Here is a 15,386-nt window from a genome sequence, read left to right on the forward strand (position 1 = left end):
CGGCGTGCCGACGAACAGGCGCGAGCCGTCGCCGAACACGAAGTCGCTCTCGCCGTAGATCGAGGCGGCGAAGGTCACGGTCCGCGCGCCGAGGGTGATGGTCACCCGCTCTGGCTCGGCGCCGGCCGCCGGCACGAAGCCGACCCACGCCTGGTTGGCCCGCTGACCGGGGCCGAACACCAGCTGGTCAGCCGCCGCGTTGTACGCCAGCGCCTGCGCCGCCGTGATGGTGTCGAAGGTATAGATCGCCATAGCCCCGAAGCTCCTGCACCTGAACGGCCCCAGAACCTTGGCGCGACACGCGTCTCATTCTGGCACGGGGCCCAGACCTTCAGCGGCAGGCGTGCGATATCGGCGCCACGCTCGCGGGGCGCTCCGGCGTCAGATCACTGCAACAGATGCAGGGCCGCGAGCCCGGCCGCGGTGGCGAACGCCACGCCGCGCAGGTGCGGACTGATCACCAGCCCCGCCCCGGCCGCGATCGCCGCCGCCACCAGCAGCAGCTGGCTGACCGAGTCCCCGAGCCGCCACAGCGCCCGACTGAAAGCGAGCAACTCTTCCATGCCAGCCAGTGTGGCCCCGCCCCGTCAACCACGGGTTGGCGGGCGTGGTGGCCGATGTGTGGAGGCAGGTGGTGTGCGGGGCGTTGGCGGGGATGGTGAACGGCGAGCGCTGGAGGTCAGGGCCGCTCGCAACCGTCGCTTCAGTGAAGGAGAAAATGGCGCGCCCGGAACGATTCGAACGTCCGACCCTCAGATTCGTAGTCTGATGCTCTATCCAGCTGAGCTACGGGCGCGCACCGCCTTGCGGCGAGGCGCGGAACCTAGTTGCGGTCCGCGCGAAGATCAAGCGGGGCGGCGGCGGGAATTACAGAGCCGCCGCCCCGCTGTCCGGTCCTAGAGGCCGGGCAGGCCGAGGCCGCCGCGGATCACGTCGCCGAGGCCGGGACGGCGCGGCGGCTGCTGCTGCGCGGGCCGACCGCCTTGCGAGGGCTGGCCGGGGCGCGGGCGGGCGCCGGGACGGGGACGGCCGCCCTCGTCATCGCCGCCGCCGCCCATGTCGGCCATGTCCATGCCGAGGATCGCGCCGGTGGTGGACTTGTAGCGCACCTTGGCGACCCACTCCGGGGCCCAGCCGGCCGGCGGCTTGGCGGGCCTGGGCGGGTAGGAGAAGTTCGCTTCGCCGCCATAGGCCGCCATCTGCACCATGCCGCTAGGGCTGGCGTCGAGGGCCTCCTTGGGGATGGCGCAGCTGGTGGTGGTCGGAGCCATCAGCGCCTTCTGGGTCACCAGCCGGCTGATCTCGCCGTCGGACAGGTAGTCCGGCAGCATGGCCATCGCCTGGACCTCGCTGGAGCTCCACATCACCACGGTGTCGTTCTCACCGCCGCCCATCATGACCGCGTGGTAGGCCTTGGCGCCCTGCACCGGCGCCCAGCCGAGCTGGCCCGAGCCCGACGGGTTCTTGCGGTTGGTCGTCAGGTTGAAGGGGCCCATGAAGTCCTGGTTCTGGCCCAGGGCGAACTTGATCTCCGGGCTGTAGTTGCCGCGCACAACGTGCTCGCCGACCAGCGAGCCGTTGGCCGGCACGTTGATCCGGGTCCGCTCGTTGGGCCATTCGCCGTAGGTGGTGGTGCGGCCCGGCGCGGGCGGGGTCTGACTCGAGACGAACATCTGCGAGAGGTTCTGCATGCCCGGCGGCAGCTTGCCCTCGGCCATCTGAGCGAAGTCGAGCACCAGCGGCTGGCCCGGACGGGCGCGCTCGCCGCAGCCCCAGAAGATCAGCATCCGGCCCTTGGGCTTCTGGTACTCGTGCGGCACGTACGGCGTCTGCGGCGCCGGCGGCGCCGCGCGCGGGGTCAGCAGCGGCAGCTGCTGGCCGGCGCCGAGACTGGGCGGAGGCAGGTGGTCGGCCTGCGGCTCGCCGGTCGGGCGGCGCGAGGAGCCGAGCTGCAGCGTCAGGGTCTTCGCGACGTTCCCGCCGCCGCCGTTCATCATCCCCATGATCTGGCCCATGGAGGGCCGCGCGCCGGCCTGCGCGCCGGCGCCGAAGCCGGTCGCGGTCGCCGCGCTCATCCAGTAGGTCGCCACCGGGCCGCCCCGGTTCGCCGGCTGGGCCGTCGCCGTGCCCGCCAATGCCGCCGCCGCCGTCACCAGCAGCGCCTTCCGCCCCCAAGCCATAGAAGAAGTCTCCACTCAAATCGGTTGGGCGGGAACCTAGCAGGGGTGCGCGAACCGAGCTAGGCGGCGCGTAAGCAACTGTATTGTCGACGGTTCGCTGCCGGCGGCGTCAGGCGCCTAGGTCGCGCCAGGCCGGCACGGCCGTCCCCGGCCAGGCCTGCGCCTCGTAGACGCCGCGGGCGACCGCGCGCGCCAGGCAGTCGGCGGCCACCCCGCCGATGCGCGCGAGCTGGGCCTCGCCGCCGGTCAGGGGCCGCCCGCCGGTGGAGAGGGCGAAGACGACATCGCCGTCGAAGGGGGCGAAGGCCGGCCGGATCGCGCGGGCCAGGCCCCCCTGGGCCATCATCGCCATCCGCTTGGCCTGGGCGGGCGTCAGGGTCGCGTCGGTGGCGACGCAGGCGATGGTGGTGTTCTGGCGGGGCGCGGCGGCGCCCTTTGACGGTCCCCAGTCGCCGGGCGTGGCCGACAGCCCGGCAGGGCCAAGGCCGCCGAACTCGGCGCCCACCTCGAACGGCGCAGCCCAGAATGTGCGCCCGCCCGGCGCGACCACCGAGCCGTGGCTGTTGACGCAGGCGATCGCGCCCACCGCCGTCCCGTCTTCGAGGATCCAGGAGGCCGAGCCGGTCCCGCCCTTCAGCGCCCCGGCCATGGCCCCGGCCCCCGCCCCGGCGGTCCCCAGCGCGAAGTCCTCGCCCGCGGCCGCGGCGGCCTCGCGGCCCAGCCGGCGGTAGGGCGGCTCCTCGCCCCACGCTTTGTCGCCGCCGTTGGCCAGGTCGTAGAGGATGGCGGCCGGGACCACCGGCGACAACGGAACGCCCTCGCGCCGCACCAGGCCGTAGCCGCGGCCCTGCGCCCCCAGCCAGGCGACCACCCCGTCGGCGGCGGCCAGGCCGTAGACCGAGCCGCCGGCCAGGACGACCGCGTCGATCGCATCGACCAGATTCTCCGGCGCCAGGGCGTCGGTCTCGCGGGTGCCGGGCCCGCCGCCGCGGATGTCGCAGGCGGCCACGGCTCGGCCCTCGGGAAGGATCACGGTCACGCCAGTGCGCACGGCCGCGTCCTGCGCCTGGCCCACCGTCAGACCGGGCACATCGGTGATCAGGTTGCGTGTTCCAGGAGCGCCGGTCATGTGTGGCCTGCCTCGCACGGCGCGGCGATTGTTGTCCACGCCCTGGCCGCTATTGTCGCCCCTCCCCTGTCCGGAGTTGGTCCTTGATCCGCTTGCCCCGCCTGCTCGCCGCCGCCCTGGCCCTGACGCTCGCCGCCTGCGCCGGCGCGCCCAAGACGGCGGGACCGCCCGCCGAGGCCGCTGCCGGGCCGCGGGCGATGGTCGCCGCCGCCAATCCGATGGCGGTCGACGCCGGGCTGAAGGTGCTGCGGGCCGGCGGCTCGGCGGTGGACGCGGCGGTCGCGGTGCAGGCGGTGCTGGGCCTGGTCGAGCCGCAGAGCTCCGGCCTCGGCGGCGGCGCATTCATGACCTACTACGACGCCCGCAGCCGCCAGGTGACCGCCTTCGACGGACGCGAGATCGCCCCGGCGGGCGCCGGCCCCGACATGTTCCTGGACGAGACCGGCAAGCCGCTGAACTTCCGCGAGGCCGTCCTCTCCGGCCGCTCGACGGGCGTGCCCGGCGCGGTCGCCATGCTGGCCATGGCCCACGAGCGTCACGGCAAGCTGCCCTGGCGGAGGCTGTTCACCGAAGCCGAGCGGCTGGCCGACCAGGGCTTCCCCGTCCCGAACCGGATGGCCGCGGCGGCGGCCTCTGCCGCGCCGCAGGCGGGCACGCCGGACGCCAGGGCCTACTTCACCAAGCCGGATGGGACCAAAATCCAGGCCGGCGAGACCTGGCGCAACCCGGCCTACGCCGCCACCGTCCGCAAGATCGCCGCCGAGGGACCGAAAGCGCTGCTGGAGGGGACCATCGCCGAAGCGATCGTCGCCAAGGTGGCGGAGGGCCCGCGGCCGGGATCGATGACGCTCGCCGACCTGAAGGCCTACCGCCCCAAGGCCGGGCCGGCGCTGTGCCGCCCCTACCGGGTCTGGATCGTCTGTACGCCGGACGCCCCGTCCGGCGGTCCTGCGGTGCTAGAGGGGCTTGGGATCCTGGAGCAGACCAGGATCGCCGACTTGGGCCCCGCCGACGCCGAGGGCTGGTACCTGCTGAGCCAGGCGAGCCGGCTGATGTACGCCGACCGCGACCGCTACATCGGCGACCCGGCCTTCGTGCAGGTTCCGGTCGAGGGGCTGCTGGCGAAGGACTACCTCGCCCAGCGCGCGGCCCAGATCGGCGAGCGCGCCGGCCCCGCCCCCGCCCCCGGCCAGCCAAAGGGCGCCCCGACGTTCGCCGCGGACGCCACGCTCGAGCCGGCCGGCACGACCCACTTCGTCGTGGTGGACGCTGCCGGCAACGTCGTTTCCATGACCACGACTGTCGAAAGCGTCTTCGGCTCGGGCCGGATGGTCGGCGGCTTCTTCCTCAACAACCAGCTGACCGACTTCTCCTTCTCGCCGCGCAACCGCGACGGCACGCCGGCCGCCAACGCCGTGGCCCCGCGCAAGCGGCCGCGCTCGTCGATGGCCCCGGCCATCGTGCTGGACAAGGACGGCCAGTTCGTCCTGGCCGCCGGCTCGCCCGGCGGCCCGGCCATCCTGGCCTACAACCTCAAGACCCTGGTGGGCGTGCTCGACTGGGAGCTGCCGGTGCAGCAGGCCATCGACCTGCCGAACCTGGTGGCGCGGGGCGAGTCCTACGGCGCCGAGGTGGACAAGTTCGCACCGGGCGTCGTCCAGGGCCTTGCGGCCAAGGGCGTCACCCTGCGCGGCGGCGGTGCGGCCGAGGGCTCCGGCCTGCACGGCGTCCAGGCCACCCCCGCCGGCCTGATCGGCGGCGCTGATCCGCGGCGCGAGGGCGTCGCGAAGGGGTTCTGAGGGGCCTACTCCCCCTTCGCCTTCGCCTTGGCAGGGGCGCGGCGGCGCAGGCGGCCGGGGGCGCCCGGGAGTTGGAGTTCGAAGGTGGTGCCCGTGGCGCCGGTGTCGGCGAGGGACAGGGCGCCGCCGTGCTTTTCGGCAAGCTCCCGGGCGATGGCGAGACCCAGGCCCGCGCCGCCAGGCCGCGAGGAGCCGGCGAACGGCTCGAACAACCGCGTCCGGGCCCGATCGGAGAGGCCGGGGCCGTTGTCCGCCAGGCGGACGCGGCTGACGCCCTCGGCCTCGGACAGGGTCACACGGACGAAGCCCGGCTCGATCCGGTCCGCCTGGGCCTCGATGGCCTCGCGGGCGTTGCGCATCAGGTTGACCAGGATCCGGTGCAGTTGGTCGGGATCGGCGCGCACCTGATCGGCGGGGTCGACCTCGGCGATCAGCCGCACGCCCTGGTCCGACAGGCGGGCGTCCTCGGCGGCGCTCTCCAGCGCCGGACGGAGCGCCACGGGGCGGGCGTCCGGCGCCGGCTCCTCCGTCTTGCCGTAGGTCAGCACGTCGGTGGCGAGCTTCACGGCGCGGTCCAGCGCCCGCTCCAGCCTAGGCAGGGCCTGGCTGACCTTCGGGTCCTGCAGGGCGGCCAGCCGCTCGGAGGCGATCTGGGCGCTGGTCAGCATGTTGCGCAGGTCGTGGTTGATCTTGGCCACGGCCTCGCCAAGGGCGGCCAGCCGCGCGCGCGAATTCAGGGCTGCGCGCAAGTCGGCCTGCATCCGGTCGAGCTCGGCCTCGGCCCGGCCGATCTCGTCGCGGCGGCCGGAGAGCTCCACGTGGGCGGCGGGGTCCTCCGGGTCGGCGCGGAACCGCTCCATGGCCCGGGTGATCCGCTGCATCGGCCGCACGAGGAAGAAGTTCAGGGTGAAGTAGACCAGCACCCCGGCCACGCCGGAGACGAACAGCACGATCAGCAGCAGCCGGCCGAGGTAGTTCTGCAGCTCGGCCTTCAGCGCCGCGTGAGGGGCCACCACCTCGATGAAGTCCACCTGCATCTGGCGCGGCTCGGCCAGCACCCGGACGCTGGCGTCCGGCGGGGCGGTCAGGGTCTGGAAGGGGGCCCCCAGCCAGGAGCCGACAGCCTGCTCGCGCAAATCGACGACATAGGGATTGCGCAGCGCCCGCCCGCCGCCCAGCACCAGCCGGCGCACCCCGTCGGGATCCTGGGTCGCGACCCGCTCGATGCCGGCGGCGCGCAACAACTGCGTGCGGTGCTGCACCGTGACCTGGCCGCGGGCCACGTCGGCCGCGAGCGCGGCCATTTCGGCGGCCCGCACCCGCTCCAGCAGCCACTGCTCCTCAAAGGCGGCCAGCGCCGGGGGCACGACCAAGAGGCCGCCGAACGCGACGAACAGCGTGGTGAGGATCAGCAGGCGCGCGGAGAGGCCGCCTGGCCAGTAAAAGCGGCGCCGGTGCGGCCTGGTCGGCTCCGTCGGCGAGGGGGCGTCCGCCATGACGTTCCCGTTACTGCACTAAGGCTCGGGCGGCAACGCGGCGCAGCCGTGGCGCGAACTGCTGGGCGAAAGTGCTAACCCGCCGCTACAGCTTCGGCCACCGATAGGAAGCCGTCCGCCTTCAGTCGGGCGGCCAGATCCCTGGCGATGCGGCGGACCAGGCCCGGCCCCTGGTAGACCAGGGCCGAATAGAGCTGCACCGCCGAGGCGCCCGCGCGGATCTTGGCGTAGGCCGCCTCGCCCGAGCCCACGCCGCCGGCGCCGATCAGCGCGATCCGCCCGTCGGCCGCGGCGTGGAACTGTCGCAACACCTGCGTGGAGAGCTCGAACAGCGGCGCGCCGGAGAGGCCGCCGGCCTCGTCCCGCTGCGGCGAGCTCAGCCCGGCCCGCGACAGCGTGGTGTTGGAGACGATGATGGCGGCCAGGTCCTCGGCCACGGCGGTCTCGACGACGGCCTCGATCTCCGCCTCGTCGAGGTCGGGCGCGACCTTCAGGAAGACTGGAACGCGGCCGCGGGCCGGCAGCTTCGCCCGCGCCTCGGAGATCCGCCCCAACAGCTCCTCCAGCGCGTCCCTGGTCTGCAGCGCCCTCAGGCCCGGGGTGTTGGGCGAGGAGATGTTGATGGTGAAGTAGTCGCAGAGGCCCCAGAGGCCGGTCAGGCCCGTCACATAGTCGGCGATGCGATCGTCGGAGTCCTTGTTGGCGCCGATGTTGGCGCCCACCACGCCGCGTCCGCGCCGGGCCAGCCGCTCGGCGAAGGGCTCCAGCCCCTGGTTGTTGAAGCCCATGCGATTGATCACCGCCTGGTCCTCGGCCAGGCGGAAGAGCCGGGGCCTCGGGTTCCCCTCCTGGGGCTTGGGGGTGACCGTCCCGCATTCCACGAAGCCGAAGCCGGCCCTCAGCATGGGGGCGAACACCTCGGCGTTCTTGTCGAACCCGGGCGCCAGGCCGATCGGGTTGGGCAGCCGGATGCCGGCCAGCGTCGACTCGAGGACCGGGTCGAACCTCGGCCCCGCCTTCGGCCCCAGCCCTGCCTTCAGCGCCTTGATCGTCAGCTCGTGCGCCCGCTCCGGCTCGTAGCGGTGCAGCACCCGGGTGGCGAGGTCGTGGATCATGTCAGCGGCCCGAGCATCGGCACGCCGTCGTCGCCCAGCGGCGCCTCGCGCACCGTCAGCGCCTTGGCCGGATCCAACGGGGCGTAGAGGTGCGGGAAGAGTTCGCCGCCCCGGGAGGGCTCCCATTGCAGGGCCGGGGCGAGGTCGCCGGCCTCGAACTCCACGACCACGAGCCCGGCCTGGCCGGCGAAGTGGCGACGGGCTGTCTCGGGAGCTTGGGCGGCTGTGGAGAGATGGATGAAGCCGTCGTCGAGGTCCACCCGCGAGCCCTCGTAGCGGCCCGCAGCCCGGGCGGCCTCCCACTCGGCGCGGGTGAGGATCTTATAGACCCGCATCAGCGGCCCCGGCCGCTCGGCAGCAGAAGGCCGTCGAAGGCGGGGCGGCCGTTGGCGTCGATCAGGAAGACGGCGGCGCCGCCGGTCGGCAGGCCGGCGCGGGCCCGGGCGATCAGCTGGGGCGCGGCCGAGCCCTCGACCAGCAAGTGGACGATCAGCTCCTGGAGTCCGGGATTGTGGCCGACCACCATCACCGTGCGCGCGTCCTCGCCGGCGGCCTCGGCGGCCTCGCGGATCACCGGCGCTTCGGCCAGGTACAGGCGGTCGTCGAAGCGCACCTCGCGGCAGGGCAGCGCCGGCTCGGCCGAGGCCCAGGTCTCCCGGGCACGCGCCGCGCCGGAGACCAGCGTCACGTCGGGCGCAAAGCCCAGGTGGGCGAGGCTCTCGCCCGTCTCCTGGGACTCGCGGCGGCCCGTCGCGGTCAGCCGCCGGTCGAAATCCTCGCCGCTGGCCGATTGCCGCTCGGCGTCCCCATGACGAAACAGAATCAGCCGGTCCATCGCATCCTCATGGGCGAGGTCTTAGCCAAAGGTCGCGCCCGCGCGAAGCGGTTGACTGCGCATACGATCGAGGCTCCAACGCGGCGATGGACGACACAGGCTCTGTGAGCGGCGGCTTGCTGGTGGGCGGGGGCGTGATGTGCTTCCCGGCCGACAGGCCTCTGCGCCTGGACGGTGGAGGCGTGATCGCCCCGCTGGAGATCGCCTACAAGACCTACGGCGCGCTGAACGCCGACAAGTCCAACGCCGTACTGGTCTGCCATGCGCTGACCGGCGACCAGCATGCCGCCTCGCCCCATCCCCTGACTGGCAAGCCGGGCTGGTGGGACCGGGTGATCGGGCCCGGCCTGCCGCTGGACCCGGCCCGCTACTTCATCATCAGCACCAATGTGATCGGCGGCTGCATGGGCTCGAGCGGCCCGGCCTCGGTGAACCCGGCGACCGGCATGCCCTACGGCCTGAGCTTCCCGATGATCACCATCGCCGACATGGTCCGCGCCCAGGCGATGCTGATCGAAGCGCTGGGCATCGAGACGCTGTTCGCCGCGGTCGGCGGCTCCATGGGCGGCATGCAGGTGCTGCGCTGGGCCACCGACTATCCGGAAAAGCTGTTCTCGGCGGTCTGCATCGCCGCGGCGGCCCGCCATTCCGCGCAGAACATCGCCTTCCACGAGGTGGGCCGCCAGGCGATCATGGCCGACCCCGACTGGCGGGGCGGCGACTACCTCGCCCAGGGCGTTCGGCCGGAGAAGGGGCTGGCGGTCGCGCGGATGGCAGCGCACATCACCTACCTCTCGGAGGCGGCGCTGCAGCGCAAGTTCGGCCGCGAGCTGCAGCGGGACGGCCTGTCCTGGGGCTTTGACGCCGACTTCCAGGTGGAGAGCTACCTGCGCCACCAGGGCGCCAGCTTCGTGGACCGTTTCGACGCCAACTCCTACCTCTACATCACGAGGGCCCTGGACTATTTCGACCTGGCCGCCAGCTTCGACGGCCAGCTCGCCAAGGCCTTCGAGCGGGCTCGGGACGTGAAGTTCTGCGTGCTGTCCTTCTCCTCCGACTGGCTCTATCCCACCGCCGAGAGCCGGGACATCGTGCGCGCCCTGAACGCCGCCGGCTGCCGCGCCAGCTTCGTGGAGATCGAGACCGACAAGGGCCACGACGCCTTCTTCCTCGACGAGCCGCAGCTGGACGCCACCCTGCGCGGCTTCCTCAACGCCCAGGCGGAGGCGCGGGGCCTTTCGTGAGCGCGCTGCGCGAGGACTTCCGCGAGATCCTGCGGCTCGTGCGGCCGGGCTCGCGCGTGCTCGACGTCGGCTGCGGCGAGGGCGAGCTGCTGGAGCTGCTGGCCCGCGAGAAGGGCGTCGACGGCCAGGGGCTTGAGATCAGCCAGGACGGCGTCGCCGCCTGCCTGAAAAAGGGGCTGGCGGTGGTGCAGGGCGACGGCGATCGCGACCTCGACCACTTCCCGACGAAGGCCTTCGACTACGCCATCCTGTCCAAGACCCTGCAGCAGATGCGCGAGCCGAAGCACGTTCTGGCCGAGCTGTTGCGCATCGCCGAGCGGGCGGTGGTCTCGGTGCCCAACTTCGGGCACTGGAAGGTGCGCTGGGCGCTCCTGACCACCGGGCGGATGCCGGAGACCGGCGCCCTGCCCGAGCCCTGGTGGTCGACGCCCAACATCCACCTGTGCACCCTGCGCGACTTCACCGACCTGTGCGAGGACCTGGACCTGCGCGTCGACGCCTGCTCGGCCTTCGCCCAAGGCAAGCCCGCGCGGCCGATCGATCCCTGGAAGCCGTTCGAGAACTGGCGCTCCGAGCAGGCGCTGTTCCTGCTCAGCCGCCGGCGGACCGTCGCCCCTGCGCCGAAAGCCGAGAAGGCGGACCTGTTCGGATGACTTCTTTCCCTCCCTTTCAGGGGAGGGCCGACGATGCGAAGCATCGCGGCGTGGGGAAGCGTCGAACTGCTAGGCGTTGGGGGTCCGAGCCCCTGCAGGACCGGGGATTCCCCACCCGTCCCGTCGTTCGCGCCGGTCCACCCCGCCTGAAGGGGAGGGGAAGAGCCCGCGCCTACCCCGCGATCGCCGCCGCGTCGCGGTCGCCGGTGCGGATGCGCAGGGCCTGCTCGAGGTCGAGGACGAACACCTTGCCGTCTCCGATCTTGCCGGTGTTGGCGGTCTTGGCGACCGCTTCGACGACCCGATCGGCGATGTCGGAGGGCACCGCGATTTCCAGCTTCACCTTGGGCAGCAGCTTCACTTCGTATTCGGCGCCCCGGTAAACCTCGGTCTTGCCCCGCTGACGACCGTAGCCGCGGACCTCGGTGACGGTGAGGCCCGAAGCGCCGGCCTCGGTGACGGCCTCGAGAACCGCGTCGAGGCGGCTGGGCTTGATGACCGCGACGATCATCTTCATGCGGGAGGTCTCCAGTACGTCCGTCTCGCCCGCATGCCGCGGGCTCAAATCAATCCGCAAGCTAGGGCGAAGTTTCACGCGCTCCAAGAGGGGCGGGCGCGCGGGGCTCGGCCTGCACCCGCGGCCCCGCCGGCGCGGGCGTCAGCATGGGCGGGGCGATGTGCACGCGGGCGCGGGCGCCCTTGGCCTTCACGGCGAAGGTCTGCTTGACCGCCTCGGTCAGCACCACGCCGGCGAACTTCGGCCACAGGCGCGATCCCGCCTGCTCGAACCCCTCCGCCCACCGGCTCATCCAGGCGACCGGCGGCACATAGAGGGCCCGCGTCCAGCCGGTCGGCTCGAGCTCGGCCTCCCGCAGCAGCTCGGCCAGCTGGCTGCGGCTGTAGGGCCGGCCGTGGCCGAACGGGGTGGCCTCGGAGTTGGCCCAAAGGCCGTTGCGCGCCGCCACCGCCACGATGATCCGGCCCGAGGGGGCCAGCACCCGCCAGACCTCCTGCAGCAGGCCGAGGGGATCGGGGCTCTCCTCCACCGCGTGCACCGCCAGGATCCGGTCGAACAGCGCGTTGGCGAAGGGCAAAGAGTCCTCGCCCGCCAGGCAGGTCAGGTTCTTCTCGCCTGAGGGCCAGACCTCGACCCCCTGCTGGGCGGGCATGGCGGCCACCACCCGGCGGGCCACCGGCCGGAAGAAGCCGACGAACGGCGTGGCGTAGCCGAGCCCCAGGATGTCCAGCCCGGTCGTCTCGCCCCAGGCCTCGGCCACCTTGCGGCCGACCATCTGCCGCGCCGCCGCGCCCAGCGGGCTGGCGTAGAACTCGCGGAGATCAAGGACGTCGCGGCGCATGCGGCAGGCTGTTCTCGACTCGGCTTGGGGCCCCAACCTAAAACGTCGGGGGTCAACTTGTCCTCAGATGGCGGAGCGAGCGCAATGGCCATAGACGTCCACCAGTTCCCGTGCCTTTCGGACAACTACGGCTTCCTGGTCCGCGACCGGGAGAGCGGCCTGGCCGCCTGCGTCGACACCCCCGACGCCAAGGCCATCCTCGGCGAGCTGGAGAAGACTGGCTGGGAGCTGGCCCTGATCCTCAACACCCACTGGCACCCGGACCACGCCGGCGGCAACGCCGAGATCCAGGCTGCGACCGGCTGCCGGATCGTCGGGCCGAAGGAGGTGACCCGCATCGCCCCCCTCGACCGCGAGGTGGGCGACGGCGAGGTGGTCGAACTGGGCGCCACGCGCTTCCGGGTGATCGAGTCCGGCGGCCACACCCTCGGCCACGTCACTTACTTCGACGAGGCCGACAAGGTCGCCTTCGTGGGCGACACCCTGTTCGCGCTCGGCTGCGGGCGGCTGTTCGAAGGCACGGCCGAGCAGATGTGGACCAGCCTGCAGCGCTTGGCCGCCCTGCCGGACGAGACCGTCGTCTACTGCGCCCACGAATACACCGCCTCGAACGCCCGCTTCGCCCTGTCGGTGGACCAGGCGCCGGCGCTCAAGGCCCGCGCGGACCAGATCTTCGCCGCACGCGAGCGTGGCGAGCCGACCGTTCCGACCACCATCGCGCTGGAGAAGGCCACCAATCCCTTCCTGCGGGCCCCGCTGCTCGCGCCCGCCCTGGGCGTCGAGGGGCCGGACCACCAGGCGTTCGCCGCCGTGCGGGCGGCGAAGGACGGGTTCAAGGGCTAGCGTCTTCCCCCCTTCATGGGGAGGGAAAGAGTCACCGCACCCCGACCGCGTAGGCGATCCGCTCCGACGAGGGGCGGCCGGCGAGGCCCTGGCCGGGCGCGACGGTGATGCGCATGACGTCGCTGTTGACGGTGGCGGCGGCGCGGTTGCCCTGGACGAGCTGCACCTTCTTGATCTGCGCCAGCCGGGCGCGGCCGTCGGGGCGGCGGGAGATGCGGACTACCGCCTCGGCGGTGATCATCGCCGCATCGGCCACCAGTGCGGCGGACGACGGGTCGGCGTCGGCATCGAAGGGGATCAACCGGCGGGCGGCGCGGCTGGCGCGGGCGCTGGCCTGCGCCAGCTTCTCAAGCAGCGCCTGGGGCCCGAGCACCGGCAGCCGAAGCGGCGTTCCGTTGCCCGACAGCGCCGCAGCGCTGCCGCCCGGCTGGGAGGCGCTGAACAACGTGAGGCCGCCGAGCCGCGTGGCCCGCAGCACCGGCTGCCCAAGGTCGTTCTTGTAGATGGTGTCGCCGCGCGGCGCGGCCTGGGCCTGCAAGGCCCAGACCTCGTAGTTGTTCTCGAACCTCAGCAGCGGGCGCGAGGTGCTCCGGTCGAAGACGAAAGCGCGGCCGTCTTCGGTCACGTAGCGGCCGATCGGGGGCGTCTTGTCGGATCGGAAGGTCGGTCCGCGCGGCTGCAGCCGATCGCGCAGCGAGTCGGGCGCCGCACTCGCCTCCCAGGCGAATCCGCTAAGGGCCGTTAGGAACGCCAACCCTATGACGCCCCGTCTCAGGACCCTAGTCTCTCCGCTCGCCATGGCGTTCTACCCATTGCCGAGCGACTAGGGCGCTTTTTGGACACCCTAAGTCGTCACCCGACCATGTACTGACCGCCGTTAAGGGAGAGTGTCGCGCCGGTCACATACCCGGCGTGCTCCCCGGCGAGAAAGGCGACCATGTCGGCGATTTCCTCGCCCTTGCCAAGCCGGCCCACCGGAATCTGCGCGACGATCCCCTGCAGGACGTTCTCCGGCACCGACTGCACCATCTCGGTGTCGATGTAGCCCGGGGCGATGCAGTTCACCGTCACCCCCTTGCGGGCGTTCTCCAGCGCCAGCGCCTTGGTGAAGCCGATCATGCCGGCCTTGGCGGCGGAATAGTTGGTCTGCCCCACCTGGCCCTTCTGGCCGTTGATCGAGGAGATGTTGATGATCCGGCCCCAGCCGCGGTCGCGCATGCCCTCGATCACCTGACGGGTCATGTTGAACACGGAGTCCATGTTCACCCGGATGACCTCGCTCCACTGCTCCGGCGTCATCTTGTGGAAGAAGCCGTCACGGGTGATGCCGGCGTTGTTGACCAGGATGTCCACGGGGCCGAGCTCGCGCTCCACGTCGGCGACGGCGCGCTTGCAGTCCTCGAAGTTGCCGACGTTGCCCTTCACGACCATGCACTTGAGCTCGCGGGCGCAGGCCTGGGCGGCCTCGTCATTACCGGAGTAGCCGGCGGCCACCCGGATCCCGTCGTTCTGCAGCCGCTCGCAGATCGCATACCCGATGCCACGGGTCCCGCCCGTGACAAACGCCACCCTCGCCATGGTCACCTCTTCCCTAACTAAAGCGCGCCGGTTGAGCCCGGCGCGTCACACCGCTTCGACGCACATCGCCACGCCCATGCCTCCGCCGACGCAGAGGGTGGCCAGGCCCTTCTGAACGCTCGAGCGCCGCATTTCGTGCAGCAGCGTGGTGAGGATCCGAGCGCCCGAGGCGCCGATCGGGTGGCCGATGGCGATGGCGCCGCCGTTGACGTTGACCTTGTCCGGATCGAGGCCCAGGTCCCGCACGACGCACAGCGACTGCGCGGCGAAGGCCTCGTTGGACTCGATCCGATCGAGATCGCCGATGCTCCAGCCGGCCTTCTCCAGCGCCTTGCGGCTGGCCGGGATCGGGCCCGTGCCCATGATCTCCGGCTCGACGCCGGCATGGGCCCAGGAGGCGATGCGGGCCAGCGGCTTCAGCCCCCGGCGCTGCGCCTCGGCGGCGCTCATCAGCACCAGCGCGGCGGCGCCGTCATTGAGCCCCGAGGCGTTGGCGGCGGTGACCGTGCCGTCCTTGGTGAAGGCGGGGCGCAGGCCCGAGACGCTCTCCAGTGTCGCGCCGTGGCGGATGTACTCGTCGTTCTCGACGACGGTGTCGCCCTTGCGGCCCTTGATGGTGACCGGCGCGATCTCGTCCTTGAACTTGCCGCCCTTCTGGGCCGCCTCGGCGCGGTTCTGGGAGGCGACGGCGAACCGGTCCTGGTCCTCGCGGGTGATCTGCCAACGGGCGGCGATGTTCTCCGCCGTCTGGCCCATGTGGTAGCCGTGGAAGGCGTCCCACAGCCCGTCCTTGATCATGGTGTCGACGAAGGACAGGTCGCCCATCTTCTGGCCGGAGCGCAGGTGGGCGGCATGCGGCGACTGGCTCATGCTCTCCTGGCCGCCGGCCACGACGATGCCGGCCGAGCCGTCGGCGATCTGCTGGGCGGCCAGCGCCACGGCGCGCAGACCCGAACCGCAGAGCTGATTGAGGCTCCAGGCGGGCGCCTCCACCGGGATGCCCGCGTTGACCGCCGCCTGGCGCGCCGGGCCCTGGCCGGCGCCGGCCTGCAGCACTTGGCCCAGCACCACCTCGTTCACGTCGGACGCCTGGATCCCCGCCCGTTCCACGGCGGCCGTGATGGCGATCCTGCCGAGTTCATGGGCGGGCAACGAC

17 protein-coding genes and 1 tRNA gene are annotated in these 15,386 nt (G+C 72.2%); 4 read left to right on the forward strand and 14 right to left on the reverse strand.

From position 1 onward, the window contains the following. The 5 genes from VHK87_RS09150 to VHK87_RS09170 all read right to left on the reverse strand — a co-directional run. The coding region (locus VHK87_RS09150) for a hypothetical protein (RefSeq protein WP_329634592.1) at positions 1-252 on the reverse strand (252 nt) is incomplete at its 3' end. A gap of 134 nt (positions 253-386) precedes the next feature. Then, complete coding sequence (locus VHK87_RS09155) at positions 387-554, reverse strand: hypothetical protein (RefSeq protein WP_329634593.1); 168 nt, start codon at positions 552-554, stop codon at positions 387-389. Positions 555-719: 165 nt separating this feature from the next. After that, positions 720-796: transfer RNA gene (locus VHK87_RS09160), tRNA-Arg, on the reverse strand. A 100-nt stretch (positions 797-896) separates the two neighbouring features. Next, positions 897-2,180, reverse strand: a complete 1,284-nt coding sequence (locus tag VHK87_RS09165; protein ID WP_329634594.1) for a hypothetical protein — start codon at positions 2,178-2,180, stop codon at positions 897-899. Between the two features lie 109 nt (positions 2,181-2,289). Beyond that, positions 2,290-3,309 (reverse strand): P1 family peptidase, encoded by a 1,020-nt coding sequence (locus VHK87_RS09170; protein WP_329634595.1) that lies wholly within the window; start codon positions 3,307-3,309, stop codon positions 2,290-2,292. A gap of 83 nt (positions 3,310-3,392) precedes the next feature. On the opposite strand from VHK87_RS09170, the gene ggt reads away from it, so the two are divergent. Continuing rightward, complete coding sequence (gene ggt / locus VHK87_RS09175; protein ID WP_329634596.1) at positions 3,393-5,108, forward strand: gamma-glutamyltransferase; 1,716 nt, start codon at positions 3,393-3,395, stop codon at positions 5,106-5,108. Positions 5,109-5,113: 5 nt separating this feature from the next. Here the strand turns inward: ggt and VHK87_RS09180 are convergent, their stop codons facing one another. The 4 genes from VHK87_RS09180 to VHK87_RS09195 all read right to left on the reverse strand — a co-directional run bounded on the left by VHK87_RS09180 (position 5,114) and on the right by VHK87_RS09195 (position 8,554). Then, positions 5,114-6,604, reverse strand: coding sequence for a HAMP domain-containing sensor histidine kinase (locus tag VHK87_RS09180; protein ID WP_329634597.1), 1,491 nt, complete (start codon positions 6,602-6,604; stop codon positions 5,114-5,116). A 74-nt stretch (positions 6,605-6,678) separates the two neighbouring features. Beyond that, entirely contained in the window at positions 6,679-7,719 is a 1,041-nt protein-coding gene (locus VHK87_RS09185) for a quinone-dependent dihydroorotate dehydrogenase (RefSeq protein WP_329634598.1), read from the reverse strand. Beyond that, positions 7,716-8,054: a DUF952 domain-containing protein gene (locus VHK87_RS09190; RefSeq protein ID WP_414694135.1), complete on the reverse strand. Its 339-nt coding sequence runs from the start codon at positions 8,052-8,054 to the stop codon at positions 7,716-7,718. The genes VHK87_RS09185 and VHK87_RS09190 overlap by 4 nt, the downstream gene beginning before the upstream one ends. After that, entirely contained in the window at positions 8,054-8,554 is a 501-nt protein-coding gene (locus tag VHK87_RS09195) for a SixA phosphatase family protein (RefSeq protein ID WP_329634599.1), read from the reverse strand. Before VHK87_RS09195 ends, VHK87_RS09190 begins: the two co-directional genes overlap by 1 nt. Before the next feature lie 86 nt (positions 8,555-8,640). Here VHK87_RS09195 and metX point away from each other — a divergent pair, with 86 nt between their 5' ends. Together metX and metW are read left to right on the forward strand one after the other, a co-directional pair. Beyond that, positions 8,641-9,798 carry a homoserine O-acetyltransferase MetX gene (gene metX / locus VHK87_RS09200; protein WP_329634600.1) on the forward strand — a complete coding sequence of 386 codons (1,158 nt, stop codon included), beginning with the start codon at positions 8,641-8,643 and terminating at the stop codon, positions 9,796-9,798. Continuing rightward, entirely contained in the window at positions 9,795-10,451 is a 657-nt protein-coding gene (metW, locus tag VHK87_RS09205) for a methionine biosynthesis protein MetW (protein WP_329634601.1), read from the forward strand. The genes metX and metW overlap by 4 nt, the downstream gene beginning before the upstream one ends. A 172-nt stretch (positions 10,452-10,623) precedes the next feature. Here the strand turns inward: metW and VHK87_RS09210 are convergent, their stop codons facing one another. Further along, positions 10,624-10,968 carry a P-II family nitrogen regulator gene (locus VHK87_RS09210; protein WP_329634602.1) on the reverse strand — a complete coding sequence of 115 codons (345 nt, stop codon included), beginning with the start codon at positions 10,966-10,968 and terminating at the stop codon, positions 10,624-10,626. 61 nt (positions 10,969-11,029) lie between these two features. Continuing rightward, complete coding sequence (locus tag VHK87_RS09215) at positions 11,030-11,809, reverse strand: class I SAM-dependent methyltransferase (protein ID WP_329634603.1); 780 nt, start codon at positions 11,807-11,809, stop codon at positions 11,030-11,032. 84 nt (positions 11,810-11,893) lie between these two features. On the opposite strand from VHK87_RS09215, the gene gloB reads away from it, so the two are divergent. Beyond that, positions 11,894-12,652, forward strand: coding sequence for a hydroxyacylglutathione hydrolase (gloB, locus tag VHK87_RS09220; protein WP_329634604.1), 759 nt, complete (start codon positions 11,894-11,896; stop codon positions 12,650-12,652). Between the two features lie 31 nt (positions 12,653-12,683). Here the strand turns inward: gloB and VHK87_RS09225 are convergent, their stop codons facing one another. The 3 genes from VHK87_RS09225 to VHK87_RS09235 form a co-directional block, all read right to left on the reverse strand. Further along, positions 12,684-13,406 (reverse strand): DUF4908 domain-containing protein, encoded by a 723-nt coding sequence (locus tag VHK87_RS09225; protein WP_329634605.1) that lies wholly within the window; start codon positions 13,404-13,406, stop codon positions 12,684-12,686. Between the two features lie 98 nt (positions 13,407-13,504). Beyond that, positions 13,505-14,230, reverse strand: a complete 726-nt coding sequence (locus tag VHK87_RS09230) for a beta-ketoacyl-ACP reductase (RefSeq protein ID WP_329634606.1) — start codon at positions 14,228-14,230, stop codon at positions 13,505-13,507. A gap of 45 nt (positions 14,231-14,275) precedes the next feature. Beyond that, positions 14,276-15,386, reverse strand: a 1,111-nt coding sequence (locus VHK87_RS09235) for an acetyl-CoA C-acetyltransferase (protein ID WP_329634607.1), incomplete at its 5' end; no start/stop codon positions are given.

The sequence above is a fragment of the Phenylobacterium sp. genome (assembly GCF_036263695.1).
Taxonomy (GTDB): Bacteria; Pseudomonadota; Alphaproteobacteria; order Caulobacterales; family Caulobacteraceae; genus Phenylobacterium.